Origin of the sequence: Rothia sp. HMSC062F03, from assembly GCF_001836905.1 — a bacterium.
Taxonomy (GTDB): domain Bacteria; phylum Actinomycetota; class Actinomycetes; order Actinomycetales; family Micrococcaceae; genus Rothia; species Rothia mucilaginosa_A.
In genome coordinates this window covers 26,161-52,255 of the sequence record NZ_KV830893.1, presented here as the reverse complement: position 1 = coordinate 52,255, position 26,095 = coordinate 26,161, and the positions used below count along the sequence as shown (strand labels likewise).

The following is a 26,095-nucleotide window of genomic DNA, read 5'->3' as shown; positions in this document are numbered from 1 at the left end:
CGTCTCTCCCCCGCGCCGGCCGTTAGCCCGCGCCCCCGGCATTGTCTAAGGAGGGCCATGAGTATTTTTGATAGCTCGCTTGAACCAATTAAGCGTATGCGGCGCAAGGCCCGCGAGCGCCGCCTCCTGGCCACCCGGGAGGTGCGAGAGATGCTGGAGCACCGTTTCGGGGGCGACCCCAATGTCTTCGATCATTCCCCGCTATCCTTCCGTCCGGAGCCCCAGAGCGCCGAAGGTTCCCGCGGGGTTGGAGCCTCTGAGCCCGGCGTGGGCATCCTTATCGTGCACGGTTTCACCGGTTCCCCGCACAGCATGCGCCCCATCGCCGAGCGTTTCGCGGCGCTGGGCTACCCCGTGGAGATGCCGCTACTCGCGGGGCACGGTACCCGCTGGCAGGATATGCGCCTGACGGATTACCGCGATTGGCTGAACTCGGTCGAGTCCGCCTACCGTCGCCTCACCGACGAGGGCCTTCGGGTCGTCGTCATCGGCATGTCGATGGGTGGCACGCTGGCCGTGAACCTCTCCGCGCGTCTGCCGGTGCTCGGCACCGCAATCATTAACCCCTACATGGTGGATGTGAACCCGCTGATGCGCCACGCCGGGGTCGTCTCGAAGCTTCTGCCGGCGCTTAAGTCGGTGGGCTCGGACATCGCCATTCCGGGCGTGAGCGAGGGCGCGTACCGGCTGACGCCCACCGCCTCGGTGTACCAGCTACACCTGCTGGGGGCCGAGACCCGCGAGCTGTTGCCGCGCCTGAAGGCGCCGGTGCTGTGCCTTCGCTCGCTAGGCGATCACACTGTGTCCGATAGCTCCCATAAATATTTTCTCGAACATTGTTCAGCTCCTGTAGAATTTAGATGGCTAACCCGTAGCTACCACGTGGCGACGCTCGACTACGACGCCGAGTATGTGCTCGCCTCGCTCCAGGATTTTGTCACCGAAATAGCCCACCGCCCTGCTCCCGCGGACCGCATCACCCCGTAGGCGCAGTACCGTATTCCACCCCGCGACTCCCGTAGAGCCGCACCGGGACCGTGCAGAGGCCGCCCCAACCGAAAGGCGCATCATGAAAGTCTTTTCTTCCCCCGCAGAGGTCATTGTCGACCCCTCGTTGAACCTCACGAGCCTCGTTGAGCGTCACCGCGCCAACAGCGCGGACCCCGTGCTGTACCGTCGCCAGATGTCCCCGGGCAATTGGCAGCCGGTACGCGCCAGCGAGTTTTACCGTATGGTGGCCGACCTGGCGAAGGGCATGATTGCCGCGGGTATCCGCCCGGGTGACCGCGTGGGCATTATGAGCCGTACCCGCTTCGAGTGGACCGTAATCGACTTCGCCATCTGGTACGCCGGTGCTATCTCCGTGCCGGTCTACGAAACGAATGCCCCCGCCCAGGCCTCCTGGGCGCTCTCCCACTCCGAGGCCACCGCGGTCTTCGTCGAGGATGAGAAGCTGCTGGGCCGCATCAAGGAGGCCGAGGAGCTTTCCGCATCCGCCGAAGAGCCCATGCAGCTGAAGCACCGCTGGGTCATCGAGAACGGCGACCTGGATTCACTGAGCGCCCGTGCTTCCGAGGTCAGCGACGAACAGCTTGAGCAGGCACGCACCCGCGCCACCTGCGATGACATCGCGACCATTGTGTACACCTCCGGCACGACCGGCCGCCCCAAGGGTTGCCCGCTCACCCACGGCAATTTCCTGAACCTGAGCGCCAACACGCGCTTCGTGGAAAGCGAGATTGCAAACCCCCGCAACTCGTCGATTCTCTTCCTGCCGCTGGCCCACGTGCTGGCTCGCCTGATTCAGGTGCTGGCCCTGGACGCCGGTGTGGTTATCGGCCACTCCCCGAACATTAAGAACCTCGCGGCCAATCTTGATAGCTTCAAGCCGACCATGCTGCTGGTAGTCCCCCGAGTCTTCGAGAAGGTGTACGAGGGGGCCAAGGCCAAGGCCGAAAAGGGCGGTTCTCTCAACAAGGCTCTTTTCGACCGCTCGGTGGATATCGCGATTGCCTGGTCGAAGGCGAAGGTCACCGGCCATGTATCTTTCAAGCTCGCGGCGCAGTACGCCCTGTACGACCGTCTCGTGTACTCCAAGCTGCGTGCGGCCCTGGGCGGGCAGCTACACTACGCTGTCTCCGGAGGCGGCCCGCTGGGCGAGCGCCTCGCGCACTTCTTCCACGCGGTGGGCGTGCAGGTCATCGAGGGCTACGGCCTGACCGAGACCTGCGCTCCCATCGCGGCCGGGCGTATCACCCCGTATCAGATCGGTAGAATCGGCCCGCTCCTTCCGGGTGCCGAGGGCACCATCGCCGAGGACGGCGAGCTGCTGGTGCGCGGTGTGGGCGTCATGAAGGGGTACTACAAGAACCCCGAGGAGGACGCCCAGGCCTTCACCGAGGACGGCTGGTTCCGCACCGGCGACCTGGCCGAGTTCGACGAGGCCGGGTTGCTGAAGATTGTGGGACGCAAGAAGGAAATCATCGTCACCGCCGGCGGCAAGAACGTCATTCCGGGCATTGCGGAGAACCATCTGCGCACCTCTCCCCTGGTCTCTCAGGCCATGCTGGTGGGGGATGAGAAGCCCTTCATCGCGGCCCTCGTGACCCTGGATCCGGATACCCTGCCCGAGCAGCTCGAGCACCTGGGGCTGCCGCGTTCACTGTCCATCCCGGAGGCGGCCGTGCATCCGGCGGTACGCGCCGCCGTGCAGCGAATTGTGGACGAGGCGAATCAGCTGGTCTCGCGCGCCGAGGGTATCCGTGAGTTCCGCATCATGAACCGCGACCTGACCGAGGAGGACGGCTATCTGACCCCCTCGCACAAGATTCGCCGTGCGAAGGTGCTGCAGGATTTCTCCTCCTACGTGGATGAAATGTACGGCCGGGTTACCGCCACCACGTCGGATTCACTGTCCCGACTGCAGGACTACGCCGCCGAGCAGACGGAGCGACTCGTGGAGCTGCGCGACCAGGCGACCGAGCGCCTGGCCGAGTACGCCGATCAGCAGGCCGAGCGTCTGGCCGAGTTCCGTGACCAAGCAACCGAGCGCCTGGGCGAGCTGCGTGAACAGGCCGTCGAGATGATTCAGGAATACCAGGAGAACCGTGCGGTAGCCGTCGGGGATTCTGAAGAGACTGAGGAATCCGCGGAAAGCACAAAAAACGCGAAGGGCGCCGACACGTCTGCCGAGACCGCAGAAGAGCCGGGTTCGCAGGATGCTCCGCGGGCAGAAGCTCAGCACGCAGAAAAGAAGCCCGAGTAGCGGAGCTAGGGCCGCGCCGCTCTAGTTCTGGCCAAAGCAATAAACGCAAGTAGGAGGGGGTCGCACCGATTCGGTGCGACCCCCTCCTTTGGTGTTTTGCGCCCCCGAGATTCAAGGCTTCAGAGGTGTTCCATGTGCCCGGGCGTTAGGCCTGAGCGGGCTCGTCGAATTCCAGGCCGAGCAGCGCGTTCTCAATGATTTCGGTCAGTGCCGGGTGAATCCAGTACTGACCGCGGGCCAGGGTGCGGGCATCCTGGTTGAAGCTCATGGCCTGAATCAGCGGCTGGATGAGCACGGAGGATTCCTCACCCACCAGGTGCGCACCGAGCAGCTCGCCGTTGTCCTTGCGCGCGATGAGCTTGCACAGGCCAATCTGATCTTCCATGGCCCAGCCGTAGGCGGTATCGCCGAAGTTCTGGGCCTTGACGGTAATCTCGAATCCTTCGCGAGCGGCAGCCTCGCGGGCCTGCTCCTCGGTCATGCCAACAATGGCGATTTGCGGGTTGCTGAAGATCGCGCCCGGCACGTAACGGTGATCGCTCGCACGCAGATCCTCGGGGTGGCTGAGGTTGTACTGCACGACGCGCGCCTCGTGGTTGGCCACGTGCTTGAGCTGGTAGCGGCTGGAGACATCGCCTAGGGCGAAGACGCCGGGGACGGGCGCGCCGTTGTAGAGCACGCGCTGGTACTTATCGACGCTGAGCAGGCCGCCGTCCTGCACGTCGAAGTAGTTCTTGGCGTTCAGCACGTCGGTGTTGGGGCGGCGGCCGGTGGCCACAAGCACAGCGTCTGCCGGGATTTCGAGCAGTCCTTCACCGTTCTCGGTGGTGCGCTTCGCTACGACGGTTACGCTGCCGTCGGCGTTCTCACGGATTTCGGAGAGGGAGGCTTCCTTGACGATGTTCCACTGCTTGCTTGCGGCTTCTTCGAAGCGTGCCACGACCTCCGCATCCACCCCGCGCAGCAGGCGGGAGGAGCGGTTCAGCTGGGTTACTTCGGTACCGAGGGCGGAGAAAACGTGGGAGAATTCTGCCGCAATCACACCACCGCCGATGACGACCATGCGGGCGGGCAGTTCGTCCAGGCGCATGACGTTGTCGTTGGTGTAGACCTTGGAGGAGTCAATACCGGGCACGGGAGGCAACACGGCACGGGATCCAGCGGCAATCACGACCTGCCGACCGTGCAGGCGGGTGCCGTCGGTCAGCTCCAGCGTGTGCGAACCGACGAAGCGTGCGTACTGAGCGTAGAAGTCTACGTTGGGCAGGCCTGCACGCCAGTCGCGGCCGCCCTCGGAAATACGGTCGATGCGGGAGGCAAAGATACGGTCGCGGATCTCGGACCAGTGCACGGCATCCACGTGCGCGTCGACGCCCAGGTGCTTGACCTCGCGGGTCTTCTGCGCGATGGTTGCCGGGTAGACGTACATCTTGGTGGGGATACAGCCCACGTTCAGGCAGGTTCCGCCAAAGATGCCGCCGTCGACCAGTGCAACCTTCTTATCGTCCCATTCGGGGCCGATAAGGGTGTTGCCCGAGCCGGAACCAATCACGATGAGGTCGTACTGGGCTACCCCGTCGATGCGTTCCAGGTGTTCGATGCTCACGATGTTCTTCTCTTTCTCTGTCTTATCTGCGGTACGACCGCGGCCCTGTACAACGTTCGGGGATTCCTACGGGCGTGCAGCTCTTTTACTGCCACTATAACGCGTCGGGGAGCACGGCTATTCCCGTAGAAGCCCCTATCGCCAGATCAGCCCGGAACATGATGCGGCACGCAACTCGAACGTTCACCTCTTCGCCCGGTCGACAATCCGGTTGACGACCTACAGGTCGGCCATGAGCCCGACCAGCAGTCGGGTAAAGTCCACGGCGGGTTCGACGGATTCTTCGTCGGGCCAGAAGTGAATCGGGTAGGCTGCACCCTGAGCGCGCTGCAGCACGGGGCTTTCTCGCAGGACGGGCTCAGCCACGAGGTCACCAAAGAGCGAGCGCATCTCGTCTCGACGGTACTGGTGCTCGCTGTCGTCCGGGCGCATCTTGTTGATGACGACCCCGGCCCCGTCGATACTTGTGCCGCTCTCCTGTTGGAAGCGCAGGATGGCGCGCAGGGTGCGTTCCGTGCCGGCCACAGAGAAGAGGGAGGGCTCGGCCACGGAGAGGATGCGCTGGCTGGCGGCCCAGCCCATCGAGGAAAGCGTCCCCAGGAAGGGCGGGCAGTCAATCAGAATCACGTCGTAGGCGCCCGCCGCGGCGTCCACCATGCGCTTGAATCTGCGAATGAACGGTGCGGCTTCCTGACGGTCCACGAGGGTGGAACGTGCCGACCCGCGGGCGACCCGTACGCTACCGGTGTCGACGGGGGTGTTGGTCAGCAGGGTCGGTTTGCCCACCAGCCTGTTCCAGGCGGACTCTCCGGCTTCATCGGCGAAGGCTCGTTCATTGGTGCTGGCAATCAGGGAGGCCACGTCGGGGATGCTTTCGTCGACGGCTAGGCCGGTGCTGGCGTCTCCGTGAGGGTCGAGGTCAATAACGAGTGCGGAAAGGCCGCTGTGTAGCGCCGCGGAGGCGAGCCCCAGGGTGATGGAGGTTTTACCCACGCCGCCCTTGAGGCTACTGATACTAACGATTCGGGACATTGAGAATCCGTGATATGAGTGAGGTGTAATGCTCCTTCATTCTAGCGAATCCATGTGCCTCTTCCGGACCTGACAGGGGGTAACGTGAGTATTTTCTCAACCTGTCCTTGAATATTTGCTCGTTATGCCCACCATGCGGTCTCGATGCGCCTTTTAGGCCCTGAGTGTTCTTACCCTCTCCCCCGCAGATAGCGTTCTGCCCGCCCGTGCATCGTTGGTGCTCGGGCGGGCAGAAGAAAAAGTATGGGGTCTGTGGGGGCTGGAGCCCCGCAACTATGACCGGCGGGTCAGACGGGTATTAGGCCTGGGCGCGGCGGGCGCGGCGGGCGGCGAGTTCGTCACCTTCGAAGGATTCGTGCATTTCCTCGCCGGGCTGACCATTGAGGTTCATCTCGATTTCTCGCCACACGCGACCGATAGCGATGCCGAAGACACCCTGACCGGCCTGTACCAGGTCGATGACCTCGCTGGGCGAGGTGCACTCGTACACGGTGGTGCCATCGCTCATGAGCGTGATATCGGCCAGGTCATCCAGGCCTCGGCTTCGCAGGTGCTCGATGGAGAGGCGAATCTGCTGCAGGGACACGCCGGTATCGAGCAGGCGCTTCACGATCTTGAGCACGAGAACGTCGCGGAAGCTGTAGAGGCGCTGGGTACCGGAACCGGATGCGCCGCGCACGGTGGGAACCACAAGGTCGGTGCGGGCCCAGTAGTCGAGCTGGCGGTAGGTGATACCGGCTGCCTTGCAGGCGACGGCACCACGGTAACCCAGGTTTTCCTCCACCACAGAAACGGGGTCTGCGAAGAGCACGCCCTGTTCACCGCGAGGAGGCGGTGCCGCGGGAAAGAGCGCGTCGAATCCGTCCAGGGGCTGGTCGAAGCTCGGGTACGCCTCGTCAGTGCCTGCGCTCTCGCCGGTCTGGTGCTCCACCACGGCCCCTCCTTTTGTGTCCTCGTATGCGGCATCCGCAGAATGCCAGTCACGCGTCTTAGCTAGTTTTCGCCCGGTTCCCGGATGCCCGTTGGGCGTAGCGGGAGCCGTTAAGCGATACACCGCGCCCCATCAATCGGCGGCCGGTATCGCCCCGAATACGTCGTTCCGCTGGAGAACGATTCGAGGGTCGACAGAGCGACCGGTGCGCGATAGGCGCGGCTCATTCACTCCATTTTAACCGATACGGTGCCCTACTTAAAATCGAACGCACCGTGAGAGTCGTTCTTTCTCCTCTCAGAATCCGCTCAGGATGCCCCTCACGCCCCCACGGCAAGCCCACGATATCTGCCCCGGGTAATCTCGCGGGGTCGTCCCGAAGGCGAAGCTGCCACCGAGTTACAATTCTTCGTCGGGTATCGAGCCCACGGGCCTCCGCTTCCGCGCTCTCCCCCTCCCCCGGCCTTAAATAGCGAATGCGCGCCAATCCGGAGATTGGCACGCATTCGCCGCTGAGTTAAGTGAATAGCCTTTGGCAGGCCGGGAGCCCCTGGTATAGAAGCTCTTCGTGTTGGACGAAGGGGTAGAAATCCGCGTTTTAGAAGCGGCATCGTCCAAATCTTGGGGGTTACCATCCGCGTACGGACGGTAACCATGGGCTTACGCCACAAAGGACGCATCCCCGGGGAAAGGGCAGATAACACCACCCGGTCGCGACCGACTCTTTAAGGAACCGCGCCGCGGAGTCGCCCTCCTACTCGTAGGTGGGCATGGCCGACTCGACGAGAGTCGCATGCAACTGCAGGCAGAGCTTGCGAATCTTATCGGCTCGGTCCTGCGCCTGGGCCTGCGACGCCGCATCGCGACGAGAGGCCAGAGGGGCCACAGCGATTTCCACGAGGGAAATCTCGCGATCCGCGGCCGACTTGAAGGCGCGCAGGTGACGAGGCTGAATACCGTGCTGGGTCAGTTCCGCGCTAACGCGGGCAATCAGCACATCGTAGTCGGTGTACTCGTGGTCCGCTCCGTCTTCCAAAAGACCGAAGTCAATCAGGTCACGGATGAGCTCGGGAGTGGTGTTCGCATACTCGGCCAGCTCGCGCAGGGTGTAGGTACGACCCTCCTGTGCGTTGGTACCGAGGACGCTGTCCAGGACTTCCTCGCTGACGGTGGTCGGCATGGAGTTCAGGACTCGACCGGCCTCCAGGTCATCCAGGTGCTGACGGATTACCTTCAGCGGCATGTAGTGATCGCGCTGCATGGTAAGGATGTAGCGCAGACGCTCGATATCCGTCTGGGAGTACTTGCGGTATCCGGTTTCGGTACGGCTGGGATGCACCAGGCCTCGCTCCTCCAGGAATCGGATCTTGGAGGCGCTGATCCCGGGGAATTCCAGGTCGAGCTGGCTTAGAACCTGACCGATGGTTCGGCTCTTCACCTCGCGCGGGTTACGGTCAGAGGCACCGTGCTCCGCGCTGTCCAGTGCGGCCTCAGACTTGCTGAAGCCATCATCGATGCGTGAGGTCATCTATGTCTTTCGGGTATGTACCGGCCGATTACGTTACGCACCGAGTTGAGTGAGTAGTGCGCCCCTTCGAGGAAAAGGTATCGCTTCGTGCCGGTTGTCTTTGCTTCTTGTGTTGAGAGTGTGATAGATCGGCTCATTTGTTTATCACGAAATGATAAACCGTGAACCTTCCAGATAATCTTATAGCCTCACAAGGCATTTCGCTATTCAGAAGGGTCATTTCAAGCCCTTCTGGAACCAAAAATAACCACAAATTCAAACACAATTCCGCAGTAACGGTACCAATTTTAGCAAGAAACCCGAAAGCTAAACATAACCTCCAAATATTGGACTGCTTTACAAGGAAAATTTTATCTTCTCGCGATGGTTGAAGTTTTCATCACATTTAACCTCAAAGAGCCCCCCCACTTGGGGTTTAGCACTATTTCACCCTCCTTCAATGACTTCAGAAATCCTCGCAAAGAACCTTAAGGATGCCCGTTTATTTGCGTTTGTGTGCACCTACAAAGAAAAGCGACGAGACCAATTTGGTCTCGCCGCTTTAACTCTAGACACCCCTACAGGGGCGGGTTCTTAAGGCTTACAGCTTGTCCAGCTCTGCCTGGTAGCCCTCTGCAGTCAGCAGGTTTGCCAGGTCATCAGCGTTCTCGGGACGAATCTCAACGATCCAGCCCTCACCGTAGGGATCGGAGTTCACCTGTGCGGGGTCGTCCTCCAGGCCCTCATTGACGGCGACAACCTCGCCGGAGATGGGTGCAAAGAGATCGGAGACAGACTTGGTGGACTCAATCTCACCGAAGCTATCCTCAGCAGCTACAGAATCGCCGACAGAGGGAAGGTCGACGTAGACGACGTCACCCAGTGCATCCTGAGCGTGGTCGGTAATACCGACGCGGACGGTGCCCTCGGCGGTGAGAGCGGAAACCCACTCGTGCTCAGAAGTGTACGAGAGTTCTGCGGGAACGTTGCTCATAGCAGCGGTGTCCTTTCAGTGTGTTCTTGCGTAGCGCGGACCGTCCCGCGCACGGTGTCGTTCCGTATGTGGGATGACGGAACGTCCTACACCAATTATCACATAAGAAGTAACGCGGGGCACGTCCAAACACCCCCGTACCACTTCTATGACACTATATTTTCCTTATCCTATCTAACCGCCCAACAATCACCCCTTCCCAAGGCCCTAGAAGCACCCCTATTACTCACCTCCAGCAGACAGCCATCAGACACACCAAAAGGCTCAGGGCCCCACACCATGAAGGTGCAGGGCCCTGAGCCTAGGCCAGAGAGCTAAACTCTCACAGCGCCTTAGCGGGAAGAAATGACGCGCTCGGAGAAGCGGTTCGGGTTACCGAAACGGTGTGCGGTAATCGAAACGGCCTGCTCGCGGAGGAAGGGCAGCATCTCGATGCGGCCAGCCTCGGTGACCGGTGCGAAGTACACTGCAACATCCGGGCGACCACCCAGTGCCGAGTAGATGGACTTCACATCGTCGCCGATGTAGCGGATACGAGTGCCTTCCAGCGGGGTACCGGCCAGTGCGCGAACCGGGGTCTTGGCGTTCGAAGCCAGGTACTCACGGAACTGTGCGTCCGACTTGACCTCGTACTTGACACCCTTGTTCTCCAGGACGCCGCGGACGTCGACCGGCAGGTCCTTACCGACGGACAGAGCGACCGGTGCGTTAGCTGCCAGGCCGGCGAGCACAACGCGCAGGGCTTCTGCCGGGGATGCGGACTCGTCGGCACGAACCAGAACCTGGGTGGGAACGTAGCGCAGGATGTTGCGCTCGACGCCCAGCTTCGAGGGGTCGTGGCCGAAGCCAAATTCGGTATCCCAAGCGTGTGCGTCGGAGGAGACGCCGCGCTTGATGAAGGCGAAGTCATCGCGCTTGCCCAGCTCGGAGTTCTCGATGGTAGCCAGGGTCTCGCGAACGGTCACCGAGTGGGTGGTTGCGGTTGCGGTGGACTGGACGGGCTCCCAATCGGACAGGGCAATCAGGTAGCTGGGGCCACCGGCCTTGGTACCCGAACCCACGGTGGACTTCTTCCAACCACCGAAGGGCTGACGCTGAACGATTGCACCGGTAATTGCACGGTTCACGTACAGGTTACCTGCCTGAACCTTGGAGAGCCACAGCTCGAGCTCGTCGGCATCCAGCGAGTGCAGGCCGGCGGTCAGACCGTAGTCGGGTGCGTTCTGCAGCTCGATTGCCTCTTCCAGGGTGTCAGCGGTCATGATACCCAGGATGGGGCCGAAGTACTCGGTCATGTGGTACTCGGAACCGGGCTTGACGCCTTCGCGAACACCGGGGCTCCACAGGCGGCCGGTCTCGTCCAGTTCCTTGGGCTGAACGAGCCAGCGCTCGCCCGGGCCGAGGGTGGTCAGACCGCGCAGCAGCTTCTCTTCCGGCTTCTGAACGACGGGGCCCATCTCGGACTCAATGTCCTGCGGGTGTGCCACGTGCAGGGAGCTGACGGAGTCAAGCAGCTGACGACGGAAACGCTCGGACTGTGCAACGGAGCCAACCAGGATGACGGTGGAGCCAGCGGAGCACTTCTGACCTGCGTGACCGAATGCCGAGTAGACGACGTCCTTGACGGCGAGGTCGATGTCAGCGTTCGGGGTGACGATGATGGAGTTCTTACCCGAGGTCTCACCGAACAGGGGCAGGTCATCACGCCAGGAGCGGAAGAGCTCAGCGGTCTCGTAACCACCGGTCAGGATCAGGCGGTCCACCTCGGGGTGCGAGATGAGGACCTTACCGGCCTCGCGGTCGACAACCTTGACCAGCTTCAGAACTTCCTTGGGGACGCCTGCATCCCACATGATCTCTGCGATCAGGGCACCGGTGCGAGCGGTGATGGTTGCGGGCTTGAAGATCACTGCGGAGCCGGCTGCCAGACCTGCCAGAACACCACCGGCGGGAATAGCGGTCGGGAAGTTCCACGGGGGAACAACCAGGGTCAGGTCCACAGACTTGGGCTTTGCGCCATCGATCTTCTCGAGGTCCTCGGCCAGCATTGCGTAGTAGTATGCGAAGTCGATTGCCTCGGAGACCTCGGTGTCGCCCTGCTCCAGGGTCTTGCCAGCCTCAGCTGCCATGACCTCCAGCAGATCGCCACGACGCAGGGCGATAGCCTTACCGACCTTACGCAGAATCTCTGCGCGCTCGTGGCCAGAGAGCTTGCCCCAAGCCTTGCCTGCTTCCTCGGTTTCCTTGATCAGCTTCTCGGCCTCAGCAACGCTGGTCAGCTCGTTAGCCTTCAGGGTGTCGATGCCCAGCTTGGTGGTCTTGGAGCGCTCGAGGATTGCGCGGCCCCACTCGCGGTTACCGGCCAGTGCGGGGTCGGTGTCGGGGGTGTTCTCGAAGCGGCCAGCCGGCACGAAGACGTTGTCCTCGTTCTCGGTCAGACGGTTCTGGGTGCGCTTGGATGCGGGAACCTCGTCGGTGACGGAGTTCAGTGCACGCATGAAGCGGTCCTCTTCGCGCTTGAAGATGGACTCGTCGGTTGCCAGGTCGAAGATACCGGACATGAAGTTCTCGGAGGAGGCGTTCTCCTCGAGACGACGGATCAGGTATGCGATAGCAACGTCGAATTCCTTGGGGTTCACGACGGGCACGTACAGCAGCAGGTGACCCACGCGGCGGCGGATGATCTCTGCCTGCTGCTCGGCCATACCAATCAGCATCTCGAACTCGACGCGATCCTTCACGCCGCGGTCCTCGGAGAGCAGCAGTGCGAAAGCAACGTCGAAGAGGTTGTGGCCTGCAATACCGAGGCGGATGTTCTTCACGTGCTCGGGGCGCAGTGCGTAGTCCAGAACGCGCTTGTAGTTGGTGTCAGCAGCCTGCTTGGTGTCCCAGGTGGTCAGCGGCCAGCCGTGCATGACGGCTTCCACGATCTCCATGGAGAGGTTTGCACCCTTCACCAGGCGGACCTTGACGCCAGAGCCGCCAGCCTCCACACGCTTAGCGGCCCATTCCTGCAGACGCTGCATAGCGCCCAGGGTGTCGGGCAGGTATGCCTGGAGCACGATACCGGCTTCCAGGTCCTTCAGGTGCGGCTGGTCCAGAATCTTGGTGAACACCTCGATGGTCAGGTCGAGGTCCTTGTACTCCTCCATGTCCAGGTTGATGAACTTCTTGGGGGAGGAAGAAGCAGCCAGCTCGTACAGCGGGGTCAGGCGGCGAACAGCGGTCTCAACGACCTCGTCGAATGCCCAGTGCTGGTGGGGGCCGGAGACTGCGGACACCTTGATGGAGACGTAGTCGACGTCGTCGCGAGCCAGCAGACGCTTGGTCTCGGACAGGCGGTGCTCAGCTTCCTTGTCACCCAGCACGGCCTCGCCGAGCAGGTTGACGTTCAGGCGGTTACCGCTCTTGGTCAGCTCTGCGATAGCGTCGCCCAGCTTCTCCTCGGAAGCGTCGACAATCAGGTGGCCAACCATCTCACGCAGAACGCGGCGTGCGACGGGAACGGTGGGCCAGGCAACCTTGCCGGCCAGCTTACCGCCGAAGCCAACGGCGGACTTCATGTACCAGGGAAGGAAGGACGGTGCCAGGCCAGCGATGCGGGACAGGTTACGACCGGAGACGTTGTCATCCTCGGGGCGAATCACGCCATCGACGAAGCCGACGGTGAAGGGAAGACCGTTCGGGTCCTTCAGAACGCCTGCCAGCTGCTCAGCCGCGAAGGTGGGCTTAATCGACTGGGACTCGTTCACCCACTGACGAACGAGCTGACGAGCTTCCTGAGCCATCTTCTGGTAGTGCTCAGATGCGAAAGGATGGGTCATCCTTGACTCCTAACTAATTCACTGTGTGCGGTACACACCACGTTTGGCGATGTCTCTATTTCACCACAAAAGAGTGCTGAACACCTCATTAGAAAAACTGAATGTTTTTTCCAAAGTTTGTTTAGATTTCCTAAATAAACCCGAGGGATGATTCCGCCCGCTCCCCTCACAAAACACCGTGTTCAGCGAGGACAGGCAAAAACGATAGCGACATCGCTATCCATCCCTCCCAGGCTAGCACTTCCGGGGCCAAACGACGAACCTAGACCGTAACATACGAACACATCAAAAACAGAATCAAAAGCACCTCGGAAAACCCCTCACAACCCGCAGAAAGCCCCGGACAAGACACTATCCGCGAGCTACTCGCTTGGAACGCCCCTTCCCCGAAGCGATTCCCCCACGAAGGCGGCACATTTTTGGCGTTTGCCGAGCGCGCTACTATGGACGAGAGTCCACTATCAGAGACGCCCAGCCGCAAGGAAATTGACCCGCGCACGACGCTCCCCCGCCGAAACGAAAACCTCGACGGGAGCACCCACGGGAGAAAGCAGGAGTACACCGTGTCCATCTACGACATCCGACGCATGCAGATGCTCCTCGAAATCCAGGAGCGGGGCACCATCATCGCCGCGGCAGAGGCGCTCAGCCTCACCCCCTCCGCAGTCTCGCAGCAGATTGCAACCCTCGAAAAAGAAACCGGCACCGCACTCCTGCAACGCATTGGACGGCGCGTGCAGCTCACCAGCGCCGGGCTCATCGTCGTCGAAAGCGCCCGCAGCATCCTGCGCGAGCTCGATCGCATGCAGACCTCCGTCGCCAACCTCACCGGAGAACCCGCAGGACGCGTGCGCCTGGCCATCTTCCAATCCGCGGCCTTCGCCCTGCTACCGGCCGCGCTCACCTACCTTGCCGAGCACGCCCCCTCGCTCACGTTACAGGTGCTGCAGATTGACCCCGAAACCGGCACCTCGCTGACCCGAAGCCGCGAGTACGATATGGTGCTCTCCGAGGCATACCCGCACCACCACATCCCCGAATACCCCGAACTGCACTCCGAGCTACTCACCGAAGACCCGCTCAGCCTCATCGTGCCCAGCACCTCCACCATCACCTCAATTGAGGAAGCGCACGCACTCCCCTGGGTCCTGGAAATGGAACAGAACACCTCCCGCAGCTGGGCGCTCAACCAGTGCCGTACCGCAGGATTCGAGCCGGTCATCCGCTACAGCGCCAATGACATGATTACGAACTCCAACCTCGTCAAGGCAGGATTCGCCGTCACCATCGTGCCCGGCTTCATCCTCTCCTCGCTCTCCACCACCGAGGGGCTACGCATCGTAGAGCTACCCGGCAAGCCCTGCCGCAAAATCTTCACCGCCGTACGCCGAGAGTCCGCCGCCAACCCCGCCATCGCCATGGTGCGCGAGGCACTCCACCACGCGGTCAAGGTGGCCTTCGGCGAGCACGAAGCCGACGGCGGACGCCAGGGGCGCGACTAGGCAAGCGCCGCGACCACGCCCGGGCTCTGCACCTCATGGAAGCCCCGCGACAGACCAGCCGCAACCATGTCCAGGGAAGCCGAGCAGTGCACGCCCTTCAGGCGCGAGGCGCTCACCCCCGAAGCGACCGCGTAGCGCAGGCGCACCTCCAGGCGGTGACCCGCCGGAATAGCCACGCGTAGCTCCAGCACGCTCTCCCCGCCCGCTCCGGCCGCGCCGTTCAGCTCATCGCGGCCCAGGGCCTGCAGGCTGAGGGCATCCGCAGGAGGCACCAGGACCGAAGGGCCAGACCCACCGGCCGCAACCGCCTCGCCGCCGGAGACGACCAAGCTTGCCTCCGGGGTGAGGAGCAGACCGGTCGCCGGATCCTGAGCGCGAGCGCGAATGAGCAGGCGCGTGCCCACCGGCAGAGTCGTATTTCCCTCGTTCACGATGCCCATAAGATTCGGCAGGTTCCGCAGGTTCAGGGTTCGGGCCGGCCGATCCTGCAGCGGCACCGGGGTGACCGCCTCGGGGTTCTGCGCGCGCAATTCCAGACGCACGCTCGGTTCGGTAAACCGCACCGGGACCCGCGTCAGATAAGCCGACGCGGCACCCCCACCGGTTCGTTGCGTCACCGGTCGCGGGCTCGCCGAGCGACGGCCACCCGAACGGGTCGCGGCCTGCGCGCCCTGGGCGGCCCCGCCGGCCACCAGCATCGCCGAGGTGCCGGCCACCTTCAGGGCGGTACGGCGGGAAGTGTTCTTTGCGTGTCGTTCCATTCTTCTGCCCTTCCTAAGCCTTTGCGATGCGGTACACGCCGCTAATCGTGCCCTGCCACCACGTGCCAAAGCGATCAATCGTGCCCACCATCTGCAGGGTATCGCCGCCGCCGAGCAGCAGGCTCACGTGCTGCGGCAGGCGCTGCTCGTGCACCGTGCGGCCGGTCTTCATATCCAGGGCCACCGCCCAGGCGTAGGCGCCGTTCGCCACCCCCGCCGGGCCGCGGCGACGCTCACACGTATAAATCAGCCCGTCGGCCGCCGAATAACGCGGAACCGCCGAGGAATACACATCCTTGCGGTCCCATATCTTGCGCAGGCCGCGGTCGGTAATATCCCAGCGCTCCATGCCGGGCGCGAAGAGAGCCGTCGCCGGAACCGAGGGGCCCGCCCCCTCCGGATACTTGGGGTACGGATAGCCGTAGGTGTTCGCGCCCACCATCGTGTTCCCCACGCCAATCATGGAGTTCTCGGTGCCCGAAGCACCCGCGGTGAACAACCCCGCACTCCCCACCTTCGAACCATCCTCGGTGCGGTACACGATGACCGATTCCTGAACGTCCGCGTTATCGGTCAGCATCACGTAGTCCGAGCCGTTCGGGCCGAAGAAGGTCGGAGAGGCGCCCGAGCCCCAGGCGAGCTTGCCCGGCTTGCGGGCGGTACCGCGGTCGTAGGCGTGCCACCAGCGCAGGGTCGGCTCGTCCGCGGCGCTCACCTGCAGCATATAGATTGCGTGGGAAGTCACCACGCTCACCCCCAGCGGGCAGGCCGAGATCGAGTTGTCGATGCGCTCGCCGGCCACCGACACCCTGTTCAAGCGCATGGAACGAATCGTGCCGCGCTCCGCATCAACGACCGCGATGTAGCCGTTCTTCGTGGCGACCCAGATGCGCCCGCCCCAATCGGGCACCAGGCCGACCACCGCGTCCTTGGGGCTCTGGGCCAGCATGCGGCTCAGGTCGATGCGCTCCTCCACGCGAATACTGCGGCCGTCGCTCGAGTGCCCCAGCTTCAGCAGGCACTGCGAACCGTCCACCAGAACCATGCGGTCTTTCGCGTCAAGGTAGGCGTACACGCCTCCCAGCAGGGCCCCCTTGGGGATGTCCAGGTGCGAAAGCTCGCGGCCCGTGTGGGGGTCAAGAATCGAAAGCTTCGGGGTGATGAATTCTCCGTGCGCAAAGACCTGGGTGCACAGCACCTGGATGAAGCCGTCGCGCCCGGCAAGGATCGTCGGGCAGGCGCCGCCAAGCTTGGTTCCGGTGATGCGCCACTGCCCCGCGCCGGGGCCGGGCAGAGGGGTCGCGTCGGAGGACTGAGCCTCACCGTGCATGGTGGTGACGCCGGGAGCGCCCAGGTGCGGGTTCCGCTGGGCGTTATAGGTGATGTTCATGTGGCTGGTTCTTTCAACGGTGAGTGACTCGCCAATTCGTGCGGTGCGCACGTAAGCGGTAGACATCGGTGTTCTGTATCGGTGTTCTGCAGGCGAATGTTGCATCCGCAAGCAAAAATTTGCACCGAGTGCAGTGCAAACGACTCACATTGTACGTCTAAGAACCGCCTCACGACGACACTTCAGTGTCACCTTGAAGCATCATTCAGGCCGAGCTCGAATAATTCGCGGCGGTCGAGGAGTACCTCCTTCCCCCCCCGAGAAAGCTACCTATCCATCAGAACCTTGGCGAGCGCATCGTCCAGCACCAAATCCGTAATCGCGCCGGTGCGCAGAGCCCCGCGGAGCGCCCTCGCGCGGTGCACCCCCGAAGCCACGCAAATACGTCGCGGGATACGCGCCAGCTCCTTGGGAGTGGGCCCCGATGCGCGCCGGTTCAGCTCCAAATCAGCCCACGACCCATCCTCGCGCAATAGCACGGTGCACATATCCCCCACGACTCCCAGCTCGCGCAGGCGGTACTGCTCCTCCGCGTCAAAATACCCGCCCGAGTACACGTGCGAAGGAATCGGGCCGCCGAACGCACCCACGCCAAAGATGGCCAGGTCCACACTCTGCTGCACCCGCAGGCTTGCCTGCACGCTGCGCTCGCGCCACATGGCTTCCTTCGTCTCGGCGTAGTCGAAGAAGGCAGGAACCGGGAAGTGCACGGTCTGCGCCTCGTAGGCGTTGGCCAGCTGCCCCAACAGAGAACCCAGGTACGGAATACCCGAGTGGTGCGCGTTGCCCGCGCCGTTGAGCTGCACGACCTTCACGCCGGTCAGGGGGCGGCGCGGCAGGTGCCGAGACACCTCGGTCATGGTGGAGCCCCAGGCCACGCCCAGGCGGGTGCCGTCGTCGATGAGCGAGTCCAGCAGGGAGGCGGCGGTGCGCGAAACCCGGCTCATGCGGGCAATCGGCGTGGCGTCGGCGCGCACGTTCACCAGGGTCACGCGCACCTTGTAGCGTTCGCCGATGCGCCGCTCCAGCTCGCTGCGGGTACGGAAGGAGTCGTCCAGTCGGATCTGCACCATGCCGTTTTCTCGGGCGCTTTTGAGCAACCGCGAGACCGTGGCGCGCGAGACTCCCATGCGACTCGCGATGGCATCCATGGTCATGTTGTGGATGTAGTAGAGCTCCGCGGCCTCGTAGGTGTGGCTAGCGCGTTCGTTCATGGGCAAAGACCCCCTGTGAAAATCCGTTCATTCTACTTGGTAATTATTTCATTATCGGGTTTTACTAAGTCAAGACGACAGGCAACGCCGCCCCGTAGCGGCTCTCACAGAAAAGAAGAGAACAGCACATGAGCTCCCAGCACTTTGCACAGCAGTCGCAGCTGACCGCTGCATCCCGCACCCAGGCTCTCAAGAGCATGGCCAATGAAGAACTCGACGTCCTCGTGGTCGGCGGCGGTATCACCGGCGCCGGCATCGCCCTCGATGCCGCAACCCGCGGCCTGCGCACCGGCATCGTCGAAGCCGGCGACTGGGCCGCAGGCACCAGCGCCTGGTCCTCCAAGCTCGTGCACGGCGGCCTGCGCTACCTCTACAACCTCGACTTCAAGCTCGTGACCGAGGCCCTCACCGAACGCGGCCTGCTGCTGAACAAGATTGCACCCCACCTGGTGCACGCACAGCCCTTCCTCTGGCCCCTGAAGATGCCCGTCATCGAGCGCGCCTACTCCGCCATCGGTATCGGCATGTACGACACCCTGGCGTTCCTCGGCTCGCGCGGCCACAAGGGCGTTCCCTCGCAGCGTCACTTCACCAAGGCCGGCACCAAGACCGTCTTCCCCGACATCAAGGACTCCGCCTTCACCGGCGCCATCCAGTTCTACGACGCACGCGTTGACGACGCACGCCTGGTCATCGACGTGGTCCGCACCGCCGCAGGCTACGGCGCCCTGGCCGCATCCCGCACCCAGGTCATCGGTTTCGACAAGGATGCATCCGGCCGCGTCATCGGTGCAGAGCTGGCAGACCTGGAAACCGGCGAGCGCCTGAACGTACGCGCCAAGCACGTCATCAACGCAACCGGCGTGTGGACCGAAGAATCCGAGTCCCTGGCCAACCCCGACGGCGGCCTGGAGGTGCTCGCATCCAAGGGCATCCACATCGTGGTTCCCCGCGACCGCATCAACGCGACCAGCGGCATCTTCACCAAGACCGAAAAGTCCGTGCTCTTCATCATCCCCTGGCAGCGCTACTGGATTATCGGCACCACCGACACCCCCTACACCGAGGACCGCGAGCGCCCCGTCGCCACCAGCAAGGACATCGACTACGTACTGATGCAGGCGAACAAGCTCATCGCCAACCCGCTGACCCGCGAGGACATCATCGGCACCTACACCGGTCTGCGCCCGCTGCTGCAGCCCAAGGTCAAGGACGGCGCCGCATCCACCAAGGTTTCTCGCGAGCACACCGTGACCGAGGTTGCCCCCGGCATGAGCGCCATTGCGGGCGGCAAGCTGACCACCTACCGTGTCATGGCTGCCGACGCTGTCGACTTCGCACTGGGCGAGCAGGCTAAGCAGAACCCCTCTGTGACCGCAACCATCGGCCTGGTCGGCGCAGACGGATACCACGCCATCGCTGCTAACCGCGCACGCTACGCCGAGCGTTACGGCTGGGATGAAGACCGTATCACCCACCTGCTCGAGCGTTACGGCGCGCAGATTGAGGACCTCGGTGCCCTCATCGACGCTGATCCTTCCCTCGGCGCTCCCCTGGCTAAGGCACCCCAGTTCCTGCGTGCAGACGTCGTCTTCGCTGTCCGCTACGAGGGCGCCCTGCACCTGGAGGACGTTCTGGTCCGCCGCGTACGCCTCGACCTCGAGCAGCGCGACCGCGGCCTGGCTGCCGCCGATGAAATCCTTGAGATTCTGCGCTCCGAGCTCGGCTGGGACGATCAGAAGGTCAAGGAAGAGCGTGACCTCTACGCCGCACGCGTGCAGGCTATCCGCGAGGCGGAATCCACCTCCACCGACGCCGAGGCTTCGGCCAAGATTGAGGCCGTCCCCGCGGTTGATCCCCGCATCAAGCTCTAATCGCTAGAGATTCCACACCCCTCGTAACCGGTTCACCCGGTACGAACCTGCCGCCCTCCCCTCACAGGGCATGGACTAGTCCAAATCCTGTGAGGGGAGGACGAAAGGTGAGGTAACCGTTACGATAATCCCCTTACTAAAACCCCAACTCAAGAAGTAGAAACCCATCAACGGGTCCGTTCCCCAGGTGCGGTCTGCTTCTTACCCCATTTTTACCAACTTGTTCGTAGCAATCCGCTACGTATATCAGCACAGCGTTGTGCCCCGACCCGTTACAACGGCAAAGGTCGCACTGGATACGGCACGCAACGGTTCGCGAGTCCTTCCGAACGCTTCACCCCTAGGAGCACCAATGTCTCTTCTTGCCTCCGCAGGAACTGCACTTGCAGCCGGTTCATCCGCCCTCGTGGATGCCTCCGGCAATCCCAGCGCTCTCGGTATCTTCGCATCCGAGTTCTTCGGTACCTTCATCCTGATTCTGCTCGGTGCCGGCGTATGTGCCGCTGTGACCCTGAAGAAGTCCTACGCTAAGGACGCAGGCTGGGTTGTTATCACCTTCGGTTGGGGTCTGGCAGTGTTCACCGCCGTGTACCTCTCCTTCCTCTCCGGTGCACATCTGAGCCCCGCTGTGACCGTTGGCCTGGCGACCGCAGGCCGCGACCTGGCAACTGGCGTTCCCGCAACCGCAGGCAACATCGCCCTGTACATCGTCGCTCAGATGCTCGGCGCAATCGCCGGCGCGGTCGCTGCTTACCTCACCTACAAGAAGCACTTCGATGAGGACCCCGGCGACCGCCTCGGCATCTTCGCAACCGGCCCCGCCATCAAGTCCTACGGCTGGAACTTGCTCACCGAGATTATCGGCACCTTCGTCCTGATTGGCTGGATTATCGCATCCGGTAAGACCCCCGCCCAGATTGGCCCCTTGGCTGTTGCATTGGTCGTTGTTTCTATCGGCATGAGCCTCGGTGGCGCAACCGGTTACGCTATCAACCCCGCACGTGACCTCGGCCCCCGTATCGCCTACACCTTCTTGCCTATCCCCGGTAAGACCGGCTCCAACTGGGCTTACGCATGGGTTCCGGTTGTTGGCCCGATCATCGGCGCAGTCCTCGCAGGCCTGATCGTTCCGGCAGTTCTGCCCCTCTAAACCTCTTCTACCCGCTCTTTCATTTCTAAGGAAAAATCAATGACGACTTCTCTGCACTCCGCAACCCTCGACACCGAGCGCAAGTACATCCTCTCCATCGACCAGGGCACCACCAGCTCCCGCGCAATCCTGTTCAACAAGGCAGGCGAGAACGTAGCGCACGGTCAGCTCGAGCACGAGCAAATCTTCCCCAAGGCCGGTTGGGTCGAGCACAACGCAATCGAAATCTGGCAGAACGTCCGTAAGGTCGTAGCAACCGCCATGGCGAACGGCGAGGTCAACCACCACGAAATCGCTGCAGTCGGCATCACCAATCAGCGTGAAACCACCGTCGTGTGGGACAAGAACACCGGTGAGCCCGTATACAACGCAATCGTCTGGCAGGACACCCGCACCCAGGAAATCGTTGAAGAGCTCGCAGGCGAAGAGGGCGTTGGCAAGTACCACGACATCGTCGGCCTGAACCTCTCCACCTACTTCTCCGGCCCCAAGATCAAGTGGATCCTGGACAACGTTGAAGGCGCACGCGAGCGCGCCGAGCGCGGCGACCTGCTCTTCGGCAACACCGACACCTGGCTGGTCTGGAACCTGACCGGCGGTGTGGACGGCGGCGTGCACGTCACCGACGTGACCAACGCATCCCGTACCCTGCTGATGAACATCCGCACCCTGCAGTGGGATCCGCAGATCGCTGCAGACATGGGCATCCCCATGAGCATGCTGCCCGAAATCAAGTCCTCCTCCGAGGTATACGGCTTCGGCCGCCCAACCGGTCTGCTCGCAGGCACCCCCATCGCCGGTATTCTGGGCGACCAGCAGGCTGCAACCTTCGGTCAGGCTTGCTTCGAGAAGGGCATGGCGAAGAACACCTACGGTACCGGTAACTTCATGCTCATGAACACCGGCAACGAGCCCGTCTTCTCCAACAACGGCCTGCTGACCACCGTCGCTTACAAGATTGGCGACGCAGCTCCCGTCTACGCGCTGGAAGGCTCGGTCGCGATGAGTGGCTCCCTGATTCAGTGGCTGCGCGACAACCTGCGCATGATTGAGAACGCCGCAGAGTCCGAGGGTCTGGCTACCTCCGTTGAGGATTCCGGTGGCTGCTACGTGGTTCCCGCGTTCTCCGGCCTGTTCGCACCGCACTGGCGTTCCGACGCTCGCGGCGTCATCGTGGGCCTGACCCGCTACGTGAACCGCGCACACATCGTGCGTGCGGCACTGGAAGCAACCGCGTTCCAGACCCGCGAGGTCCTGGACGCAATGAACGCCGACTCCGGTGTTGAGCTCTCCGAGCTGCGCGTGGACGGCGGCATGACCGCCAATGAGTTCCTGATGCAGTTCCAGGCTGACATCCTGGGCGTTCCCGTGATTCGCCCGAAGGTCGTTGAGACCACCGCCCTGGGTGCAGCCTACGCCGCGGGTATCGCCGTTGGTTTCTGGGACGGCGAGCAGGACGTCGTGGACAACTGGGTTGAGGACAAGCGCTGGCTGCCCTCCATGGAGCCCGCAGAGGTTGACCGCCAGTACCGCCTGTGGAAGAAGGCTGTCTCCCGCACCCTCGAGTGGGTTGACGAGGACGTTCAGACCGCCTAAGCAATCTGGAGCGCTGGCGCTGGTTTAGCGCTCTTTCCCTCAAGCATGTGCTAGGGCCGGGCACCCGCTACGGGTGCCCGGCCCTTTCGCATACCCCTTCAACCGTGGATGGCGCCCCGCACTGGGGCGTAGCGCCGAGAGAGCGGCCGATGTCCCAGTGCCTCAGCGCCAGACCTTTTATGACGTAGCGTTTAGCGTTTGTTGCAAGGCAATTTCTAATACTCTCAATGCCGTTGTAACGTTAGTGAATGTAGATGTAGCATCTTCCGGTGATTACATAATGCTGCGCTGTTCGTGAGGTGTCAGTGTCGCACGGGTCTTTTGCATGGTTTTCATGTATTTTCCCGCTGGACTCGCCGGTTCGCGCTATTGCTACATGTACAGCTCCTATCGCCGTCCGCCGCGCCGTCTCGTACGCCGCGGCGGACGGGTCTTTAACCGCCGGCCGGCATCACCCCGGGCAAACATTCCGCATTCATCTTGCGATACGGACTGCCGCAACGCCCCGCCACTGCCCACCTTCTCTGTCTATTGAAAGCGCCGTACAATGGATATATCAGCAGATAGGGGCGCGCTCATGGTCGTCGATAACGATAGGCGCGCGCACGATGCATACCGATGTTTACCGTAGCGGAGCATTGGCTCCCGAAAGGAGGAAGCGGCTTAGGCCGCGCCACCCATGGTCGATGTTCGTCGCCGCAAGCTTGCTATTATCGCCATGAACGTTTCGGTTCTCGCCGCCGCGCTATCCTGGCTACTCGTTATCTTCTCGCTGATTTATTCCGCCGCGGCCGTACCCTGGGCCCTTGGCGTGGCTATTGTTCTGAGCGTGATTGGTGCTTACGCCGTCTACCGCTATTACTCCGAGTACTCGCATGTGCTCCCCGCTGAGGACCCCGATGCGCACGACGTGCTCGGTCACGATCTGCACTCGACCCACCTGCCGCACCTGCACCACGAGCATAAGGATGCGCAGCCCGAACGCTAAGATGACGGCGTACAGGTGCCCCTCCCCTATGATGGATGGAGGGGCACCACCCTTTAACCGCGCCCGCAAGCCCACCGAGGAAGACCATGACCGAAGCGACCGCATCCCCGCACTCGCAGGACCCCCAGCCCACCGATCTCCCAACGGGTGAAGTCCCGCCAGCCGAATACCCGCCCGCTGATATTCAGCCCCCGCACATCGCGCCGCTGGCTTCGGAGGAAGAGGGAGCCACCCGGTGGCACACCCGGCACGACAGCCCCGTCGGCACGCTCTACATCGCGGCCAAAGCCGACGCCATCACAGGCCTCTGGTACGAGGAGCAGAAGCACTTCCCTCTCCCCCACGAGCTGGGCACACGCATCGAAAATCCTGAGGCCTACCTGCGAGAACACGGCACGGCGGAAGATGACGAACTGGCCGGCGAATACGCCGCCGCACAGCTACTCGCGCTGGCTTGCACGCAGCTGGACGAGTACTTCACCCGCGAGCGCACCTCCTTTGACCTCCCTCTCGACCCGGAGGGCACGGACTTTCAGCTCATCGTCTGGGAGCATCTAAAGACTGTCCCGGCCGGGTACACCACCACGTACGGCGCCATTTCGCGGGCCGTGGGTCCGGGAGCCCCCGCGCAGGCGGTGGGCCAGGCGGTGGGCCGCAATAAGATTTCCATCATGATCCCCTGCCACCGCGTGGTTGGTGCCGACGGTAGCATGACCGGCTATGCCGGGGGCGTGGACCGCAAGCGTTTCCTGCTAGCTCTGGAGGAGCCCGCCGAGGTGCGGGAGGCGAGGCTCTTCTAACGTCAGCTGTGCTCACCTGGCAAAGCGAGGCTGAAGACAGAATCCGCGCAGAGGGTGGGATGTACGCCGCTTATCGGTGGGCGTCCCACCCTTTTTGCGTACCAGTATTCCTACGCTCGTATTCGATTCCAAGCCCTCACGCAACACTGCATCGAATATACTTGCGAAATTACCGCGCAGAGCGGTAGTGTTTAAATAGAACATATCTCCGGAATAACTTTCGGGGCACGCGAATTGACCGAGATTCTCAGAGAGGAGCAATCATGATTTCGCAGGTTCCCAATAACGTCACCGCCAAGAGCTCCCCGAGCTACCCCGCATGGGTGACCGACGACCTCCTGCGCGGCTACTACGACACGGAGTGGGGCGTTCCCGTCACCGATGAGCGCGGGCTTTTCGAGGCTCTCAGCCTCGAAGCGTTCCAGGTGGGTCTCTCCTGGCGCACGATTCTTGCGCGACGTGAGGCATTCCGACGAGCTTTTGAGGGGTTCGATCCCGAGCGTGTGGCTTCCTTTAACGAGCAAGATGTTGCGCGACTGCTCGAGGATGAGGGCATCATCCGTAACGAACGCAAGATTCGGGCGGTAATTTCCAATGCCAAGCTCACCCTGCGGATGCGCGAGCTGGCCGCAGCTTCCGATAGCTTTCCCGCCGAGGGGATTCCGCTCCCCCTCATCGCATCTTCCTCCGCCCCCAACGAGGCGGGCCGCACCGAACCTCCACAGGCCGAGGTACCGCGCACGGTTCGTCGCCGGGGCCGAACGCTAAGCATTGAAGAGCTGGAACGGATGCGCGAGCGCACCCTACCCGACGGTACGCGCGTTCCGGGTGGGCTCCCTGCATGGCTGTGGTCCTTTGCGCCGAACGAGACCATTGCACCGCGCACTCTGGAGGAGATTCCAACCGATACCGCCGAGTCCGCGGTGCTCGCCAAGTCTTTCAAAGCGTTGGGTGGGGTCTTCCTGGGGCCGGTGACCGCGTACGCGCTCATGTGCGCGGTGGGCATGGTGGATGCGCACCTGCTCGATTCGCACCGGCGCGGATGCTCAGGCCTCTTCAACTAGCCGCGCCTCTACACCCATGGTGCGATCAGCCGTGGCGCGACCGCGGAGGGCATAGAAAAACCACGCGTCGCATCTTTCGATGCAGCGCGCGGCCTGAAGATTGGCGTTCCTCTGCGAGCCCGACAGGTCTTAGCGGATGGCCACGAAGAGGAAAATCAGGGACAGCAGCGGCGGAACCAGCTGGATCAACGCGGGCTTACGCTTAGCCGGGGAGGTCAGGAACAGGTAGATGCCGGCGATAGCCATGGCGCCCAGGCCCGCGAAGAGCAGAGCCACACCAACCTGCGGGGAACCAAACCAGAAAGCCAGCAGGCCGGTTGCCGCAATCCACGCGATCATCAGGTTGTACAGGCCCTGGTTAGCCGCCATTTCCCTGGTGGATTCCGCGAATTCCTCGGTCATGCCGAAGATTTCACGGCCCTTGGGCTTGGTCCAGAGGAAGGACTCAATAACCCAGATGTAGATGTGAATTGCGATTGCCACGAAGGCGAAAACGGTGGTAACCGTTGCAAGGCTCTGCATCGCCGTCTCCTCATACTAGTAGGTCGTCTGTCAGGTGTGCATCCATCGCAATATACGGGCGGGTAACTGTCTGAC

19 protein-coding genes are annotated in these 26,095 nt (G+C 62.5%); 9 read left to right on the top strand and 10 right to left on the bottom strand.

Annotated elements, in window-relative coordinates; genetic code table 11:
* The first annotated feature begins 57 nt into the window (after positions 1-57).
* Entirely contained in the window at positions 58-987 is a 930-nt protein-coding gene (locus tag HMPREF2674_RS07425; protein ID WP_049345248.1) for an alpha/beta hydrolase, read from the top strand.
* Between the two features lie 82 nt (positions 988-1,069).
* On the top strand, positions 1,070-3,265 hold the full coding sequence (locus HMPREF2674_RS07420) for an AMP-binding protein (protein ID WP_070825317.1): 2,196 nt from the start codon (positions 1,070-1,072) through the stop codon (positions 3,263-3,265).
* 145 nt (positions 3,266-3,410) lie between these two features.
* Here HMPREF2674_RS07420 and HMPREF2674_RS07415 read toward each other — a convergent pair whose 3' ends face one another.
* The 6 genes from HMPREF2674_RS07415 to HMPREF2674_RS07390 all read right to left on the bottom strand — a co-directional run bounded on the left by HMPREF2674_RS07415 (position 3,411) and on the right by HMPREF2674_RS07390 (position 13,159).
* Positions 3,411-4,871 (bottom strand): mycothione reductase, encoded by a 1,461-nt coding sequence (locus HMPREF2674_RS07415; RefSeq protein WP_070825316.1) that lies wholly within the window; start codon positions 4,869-4,871, stop codon positions 3,411-3,413.
* 219 nt (positions 4,872-5,090) lie between these two features.
* On the bottom strand, positions 5,091-5,903 hold the full coding sequence (locus HMPREF2674_RS07410; RefSeq protein WP_049332619.1) for a ParA family protein: 813 nt from the start codon (positions 5,901-5,903) through the stop codon (positions 5,091-5,093).
* Positions 5,904-6,201: 298 nt separating this feature from the next.
* A complete protein-coding gene (locus HMPREF2674_RS07405) occupies positions 6,202-6,771 on the bottom strand; it encodes a MerR family transcriptional regulator (RefSeq protein ID WP_141754217.1) in 570 nt (189 codons plus the stop codon).
* A gap of 817 nt (positions 6,772-7,588) precedes the next feature.
* Entirely contained in the window at positions 7,589-8,362 is a 774-nt protein-coding gene (locus HMPREF2674_RS07400; protein ID WP_049332614.1) for a transcriptional regulator FtsR, read from the bottom strand.
* A gap of 580 nt (positions 8,363-8,942) precedes the next feature.
* A complete protein-coding gene (gcvH, locus tag HMPREF2674_RS07395; RefSeq protein WP_070825315.1) occupies positions 8,943-9,335 on the bottom strand; it encodes a glycine cleavage system protein GcvH in 393 nt (130 codons plus the stop codon).
* A 332-nt stretch (positions 9,336-9,667) separates the two neighbouring features.
* Entirely contained in the window at positions 9,668-13,159 is a 3,492-nt protein-coding gene (locus HMPREF2674_RS07390) for a bifunctional proline dehydrogenase/L-glutamate gamma-semialdehyde dehydrogenase (RefSeq protein WP_070825314.1), read from the bottom strand.
* A 563-nt stretch (positions 13,160-13,722) separates the two neighbouring features.
* Between HMPREF2674_RS07390 and HMPREF2674_RS07385 the strand changes: the two genes are divergently transcribed.
* Positions 13,723-14,661: a LysR family transcriptional regulator gene (locus HMPREF2674_RS07385; protein WP_049332608.1), complete on the top strand. Its 939-nt coding sequence runs from the start codon at positions 13,723-13,725 to the stop codon at positions 14,659-14,661.
* On the opposite strand, the gene HMPREF2674_RS07380 is transcribed toward HMPREF2674_RS07385, so the two are convergent.
* The 3 genes from HMPREF2674_RS07380 to HMPREF2674_RS07370 form a co-directional block, all read right to left on the bottom strand.
* Positions 14,658-15,422, bottom strand: coding sequence for a transcriptional initiation protein Tat (locus tag HMPREF2674_RS07380; protein ID WP_070825313.1), 765 nt, complete (start codon positions 15,420-15,422; stop codon positions 14,658-14,660). The genes HMPREF2674_RS07385 and HMPREF2674_RS07380 overlap by 4 nt on opposite strands.
* Before the next feature lie 13 nt (positions 15,423-15,435).
* Positions 15,436-16,812 (bottom strand): 6-pyruvoyl tetrahydrobiopterin synthase, encoded by a 1,377-nt coding sequence (locus HMPREF2674_RS07375; protein ID WP_070825312.1) that lies wholly within the window; start codon positions 16,810-16,812, stop codon positions 15,436-15,438.
* A gap of 266 nt (positions 16,813-17,078) precedes the next feature.
* Positions 17,079-18,026 (bottom strand): sugar-binding transcriptional regulator, encoded by a 948-nt coding sequence (locus tag HMPREF2674_RS07370; protein WP_070825311.1) that lies wholly within the window; start codon positions 18,024-18,026, stop codon positions 17,079-17,081.
* A gap of 128 nt (positions 18,027-18,154) precedes the next feature.
* Between HMPREF2674_RS07370 and HMPREF2674_RS07365 the strand changes: the two genes are divergently transcribed.
* From HMPREF2674_RS07365 to HMPREF2674_RS07340, 6 genes are all read left to right on the top strand, one after another.
* The gene (locus HMPREF2674_RS07365) at positions 18,155-19,900 is read left to right on the top strand and encodes a glycerol-3-phosphate dehydrogenase/oxidase (RefSeq protein ID WP_070825310.1); all 1,746 of its coding nucleotides are present in this window, start codon (positions 18,155-18,157) and stop codon (positions 19,898-19,900) included.
* Between the two features lie 352 nt (positions 19,901-20,252).
* Positions 20,253-21,050 (top strand): MIP/aquaporin family protein, encoded by a 798-nt coding sequence (locus HMPREF2674_RS07360; RefSeq protein ID WP_070825309.1) that lies wholly within the window; start codon positions 20,253-20,255, stop codon positions 21,048-21,050.
* 39 nt (positions 21,051-21,089) lie between these two features.
* Complete coding sequence (gene glpK / locus HMPREF2674_RS07355; protein WP_070825308.1) at positions 21,090-22,646, top strand: glycerol kinase GlpK; 1,557 nt, start codon at positions 21,090-21,092, stop codon at positions 22,644-22,646.
* A 679-nt stretch (positions 22,647-23,325) separates the two neighbouring features.
* The gene (locus tag HMPREF2674_RS07350) at positions 23,326-23,634 is read left to right on the top strand and encodes an N-acyl-D-glutamate deacylase (RefSeq protein ID WP_070825307.1); all 309 of its coding nucleotides are present in this window, start codon (positions 23,326-23,328) and stop codon (positions 23,632-23,634) included.
* A gap of 86 nt (positions 23,635-23,720) precedes the next feature.
* Positions 23,721-24,434, top strand: coding sequence for a methylated-DNA--[protein]-cysteine S-methyltransferase (locus HMPREF2674_RS07345; RefSeq protein ID WP_084824453.1), 714 nt, complete (start codon positions 23,721-23,723; stop codon positions 24,432-24,434).
* A gap of 263 nt (positions 24,435-24,697) precedes the next feature.
* Positions 24,698-25,498 (top strand): DNA-3-methyladenine glycosylase I, encoded by an 801-nt coding sequence (locus tag HMPREF2674_RS07340; protein WP_070825306.1) that lies wholly within the window; start codon positions 24,698-24,700, stop codon positions 25,496-25,498.
* A gap of 129 nt (positions 25,499-25,627) precedes the next feature.
* Here HMPREF2674_RS07340 and HMPREF2674_RS07335 read toward each other — a convergent pair whose 3' ends face one another.
* Positions 25,628-26,020, bottom strand: coding sequence for a DUF1304 domain-containing protein (locus HMPREF2674_RS07335; protein ID WP_070825305.1), 393 nt, complete (start codon positions 26,018-26,020; stop codon positions 25,628-25,630).
* Between the last annotated feature and the right edge of the window lie 75 nt (positions 26,021-26,095).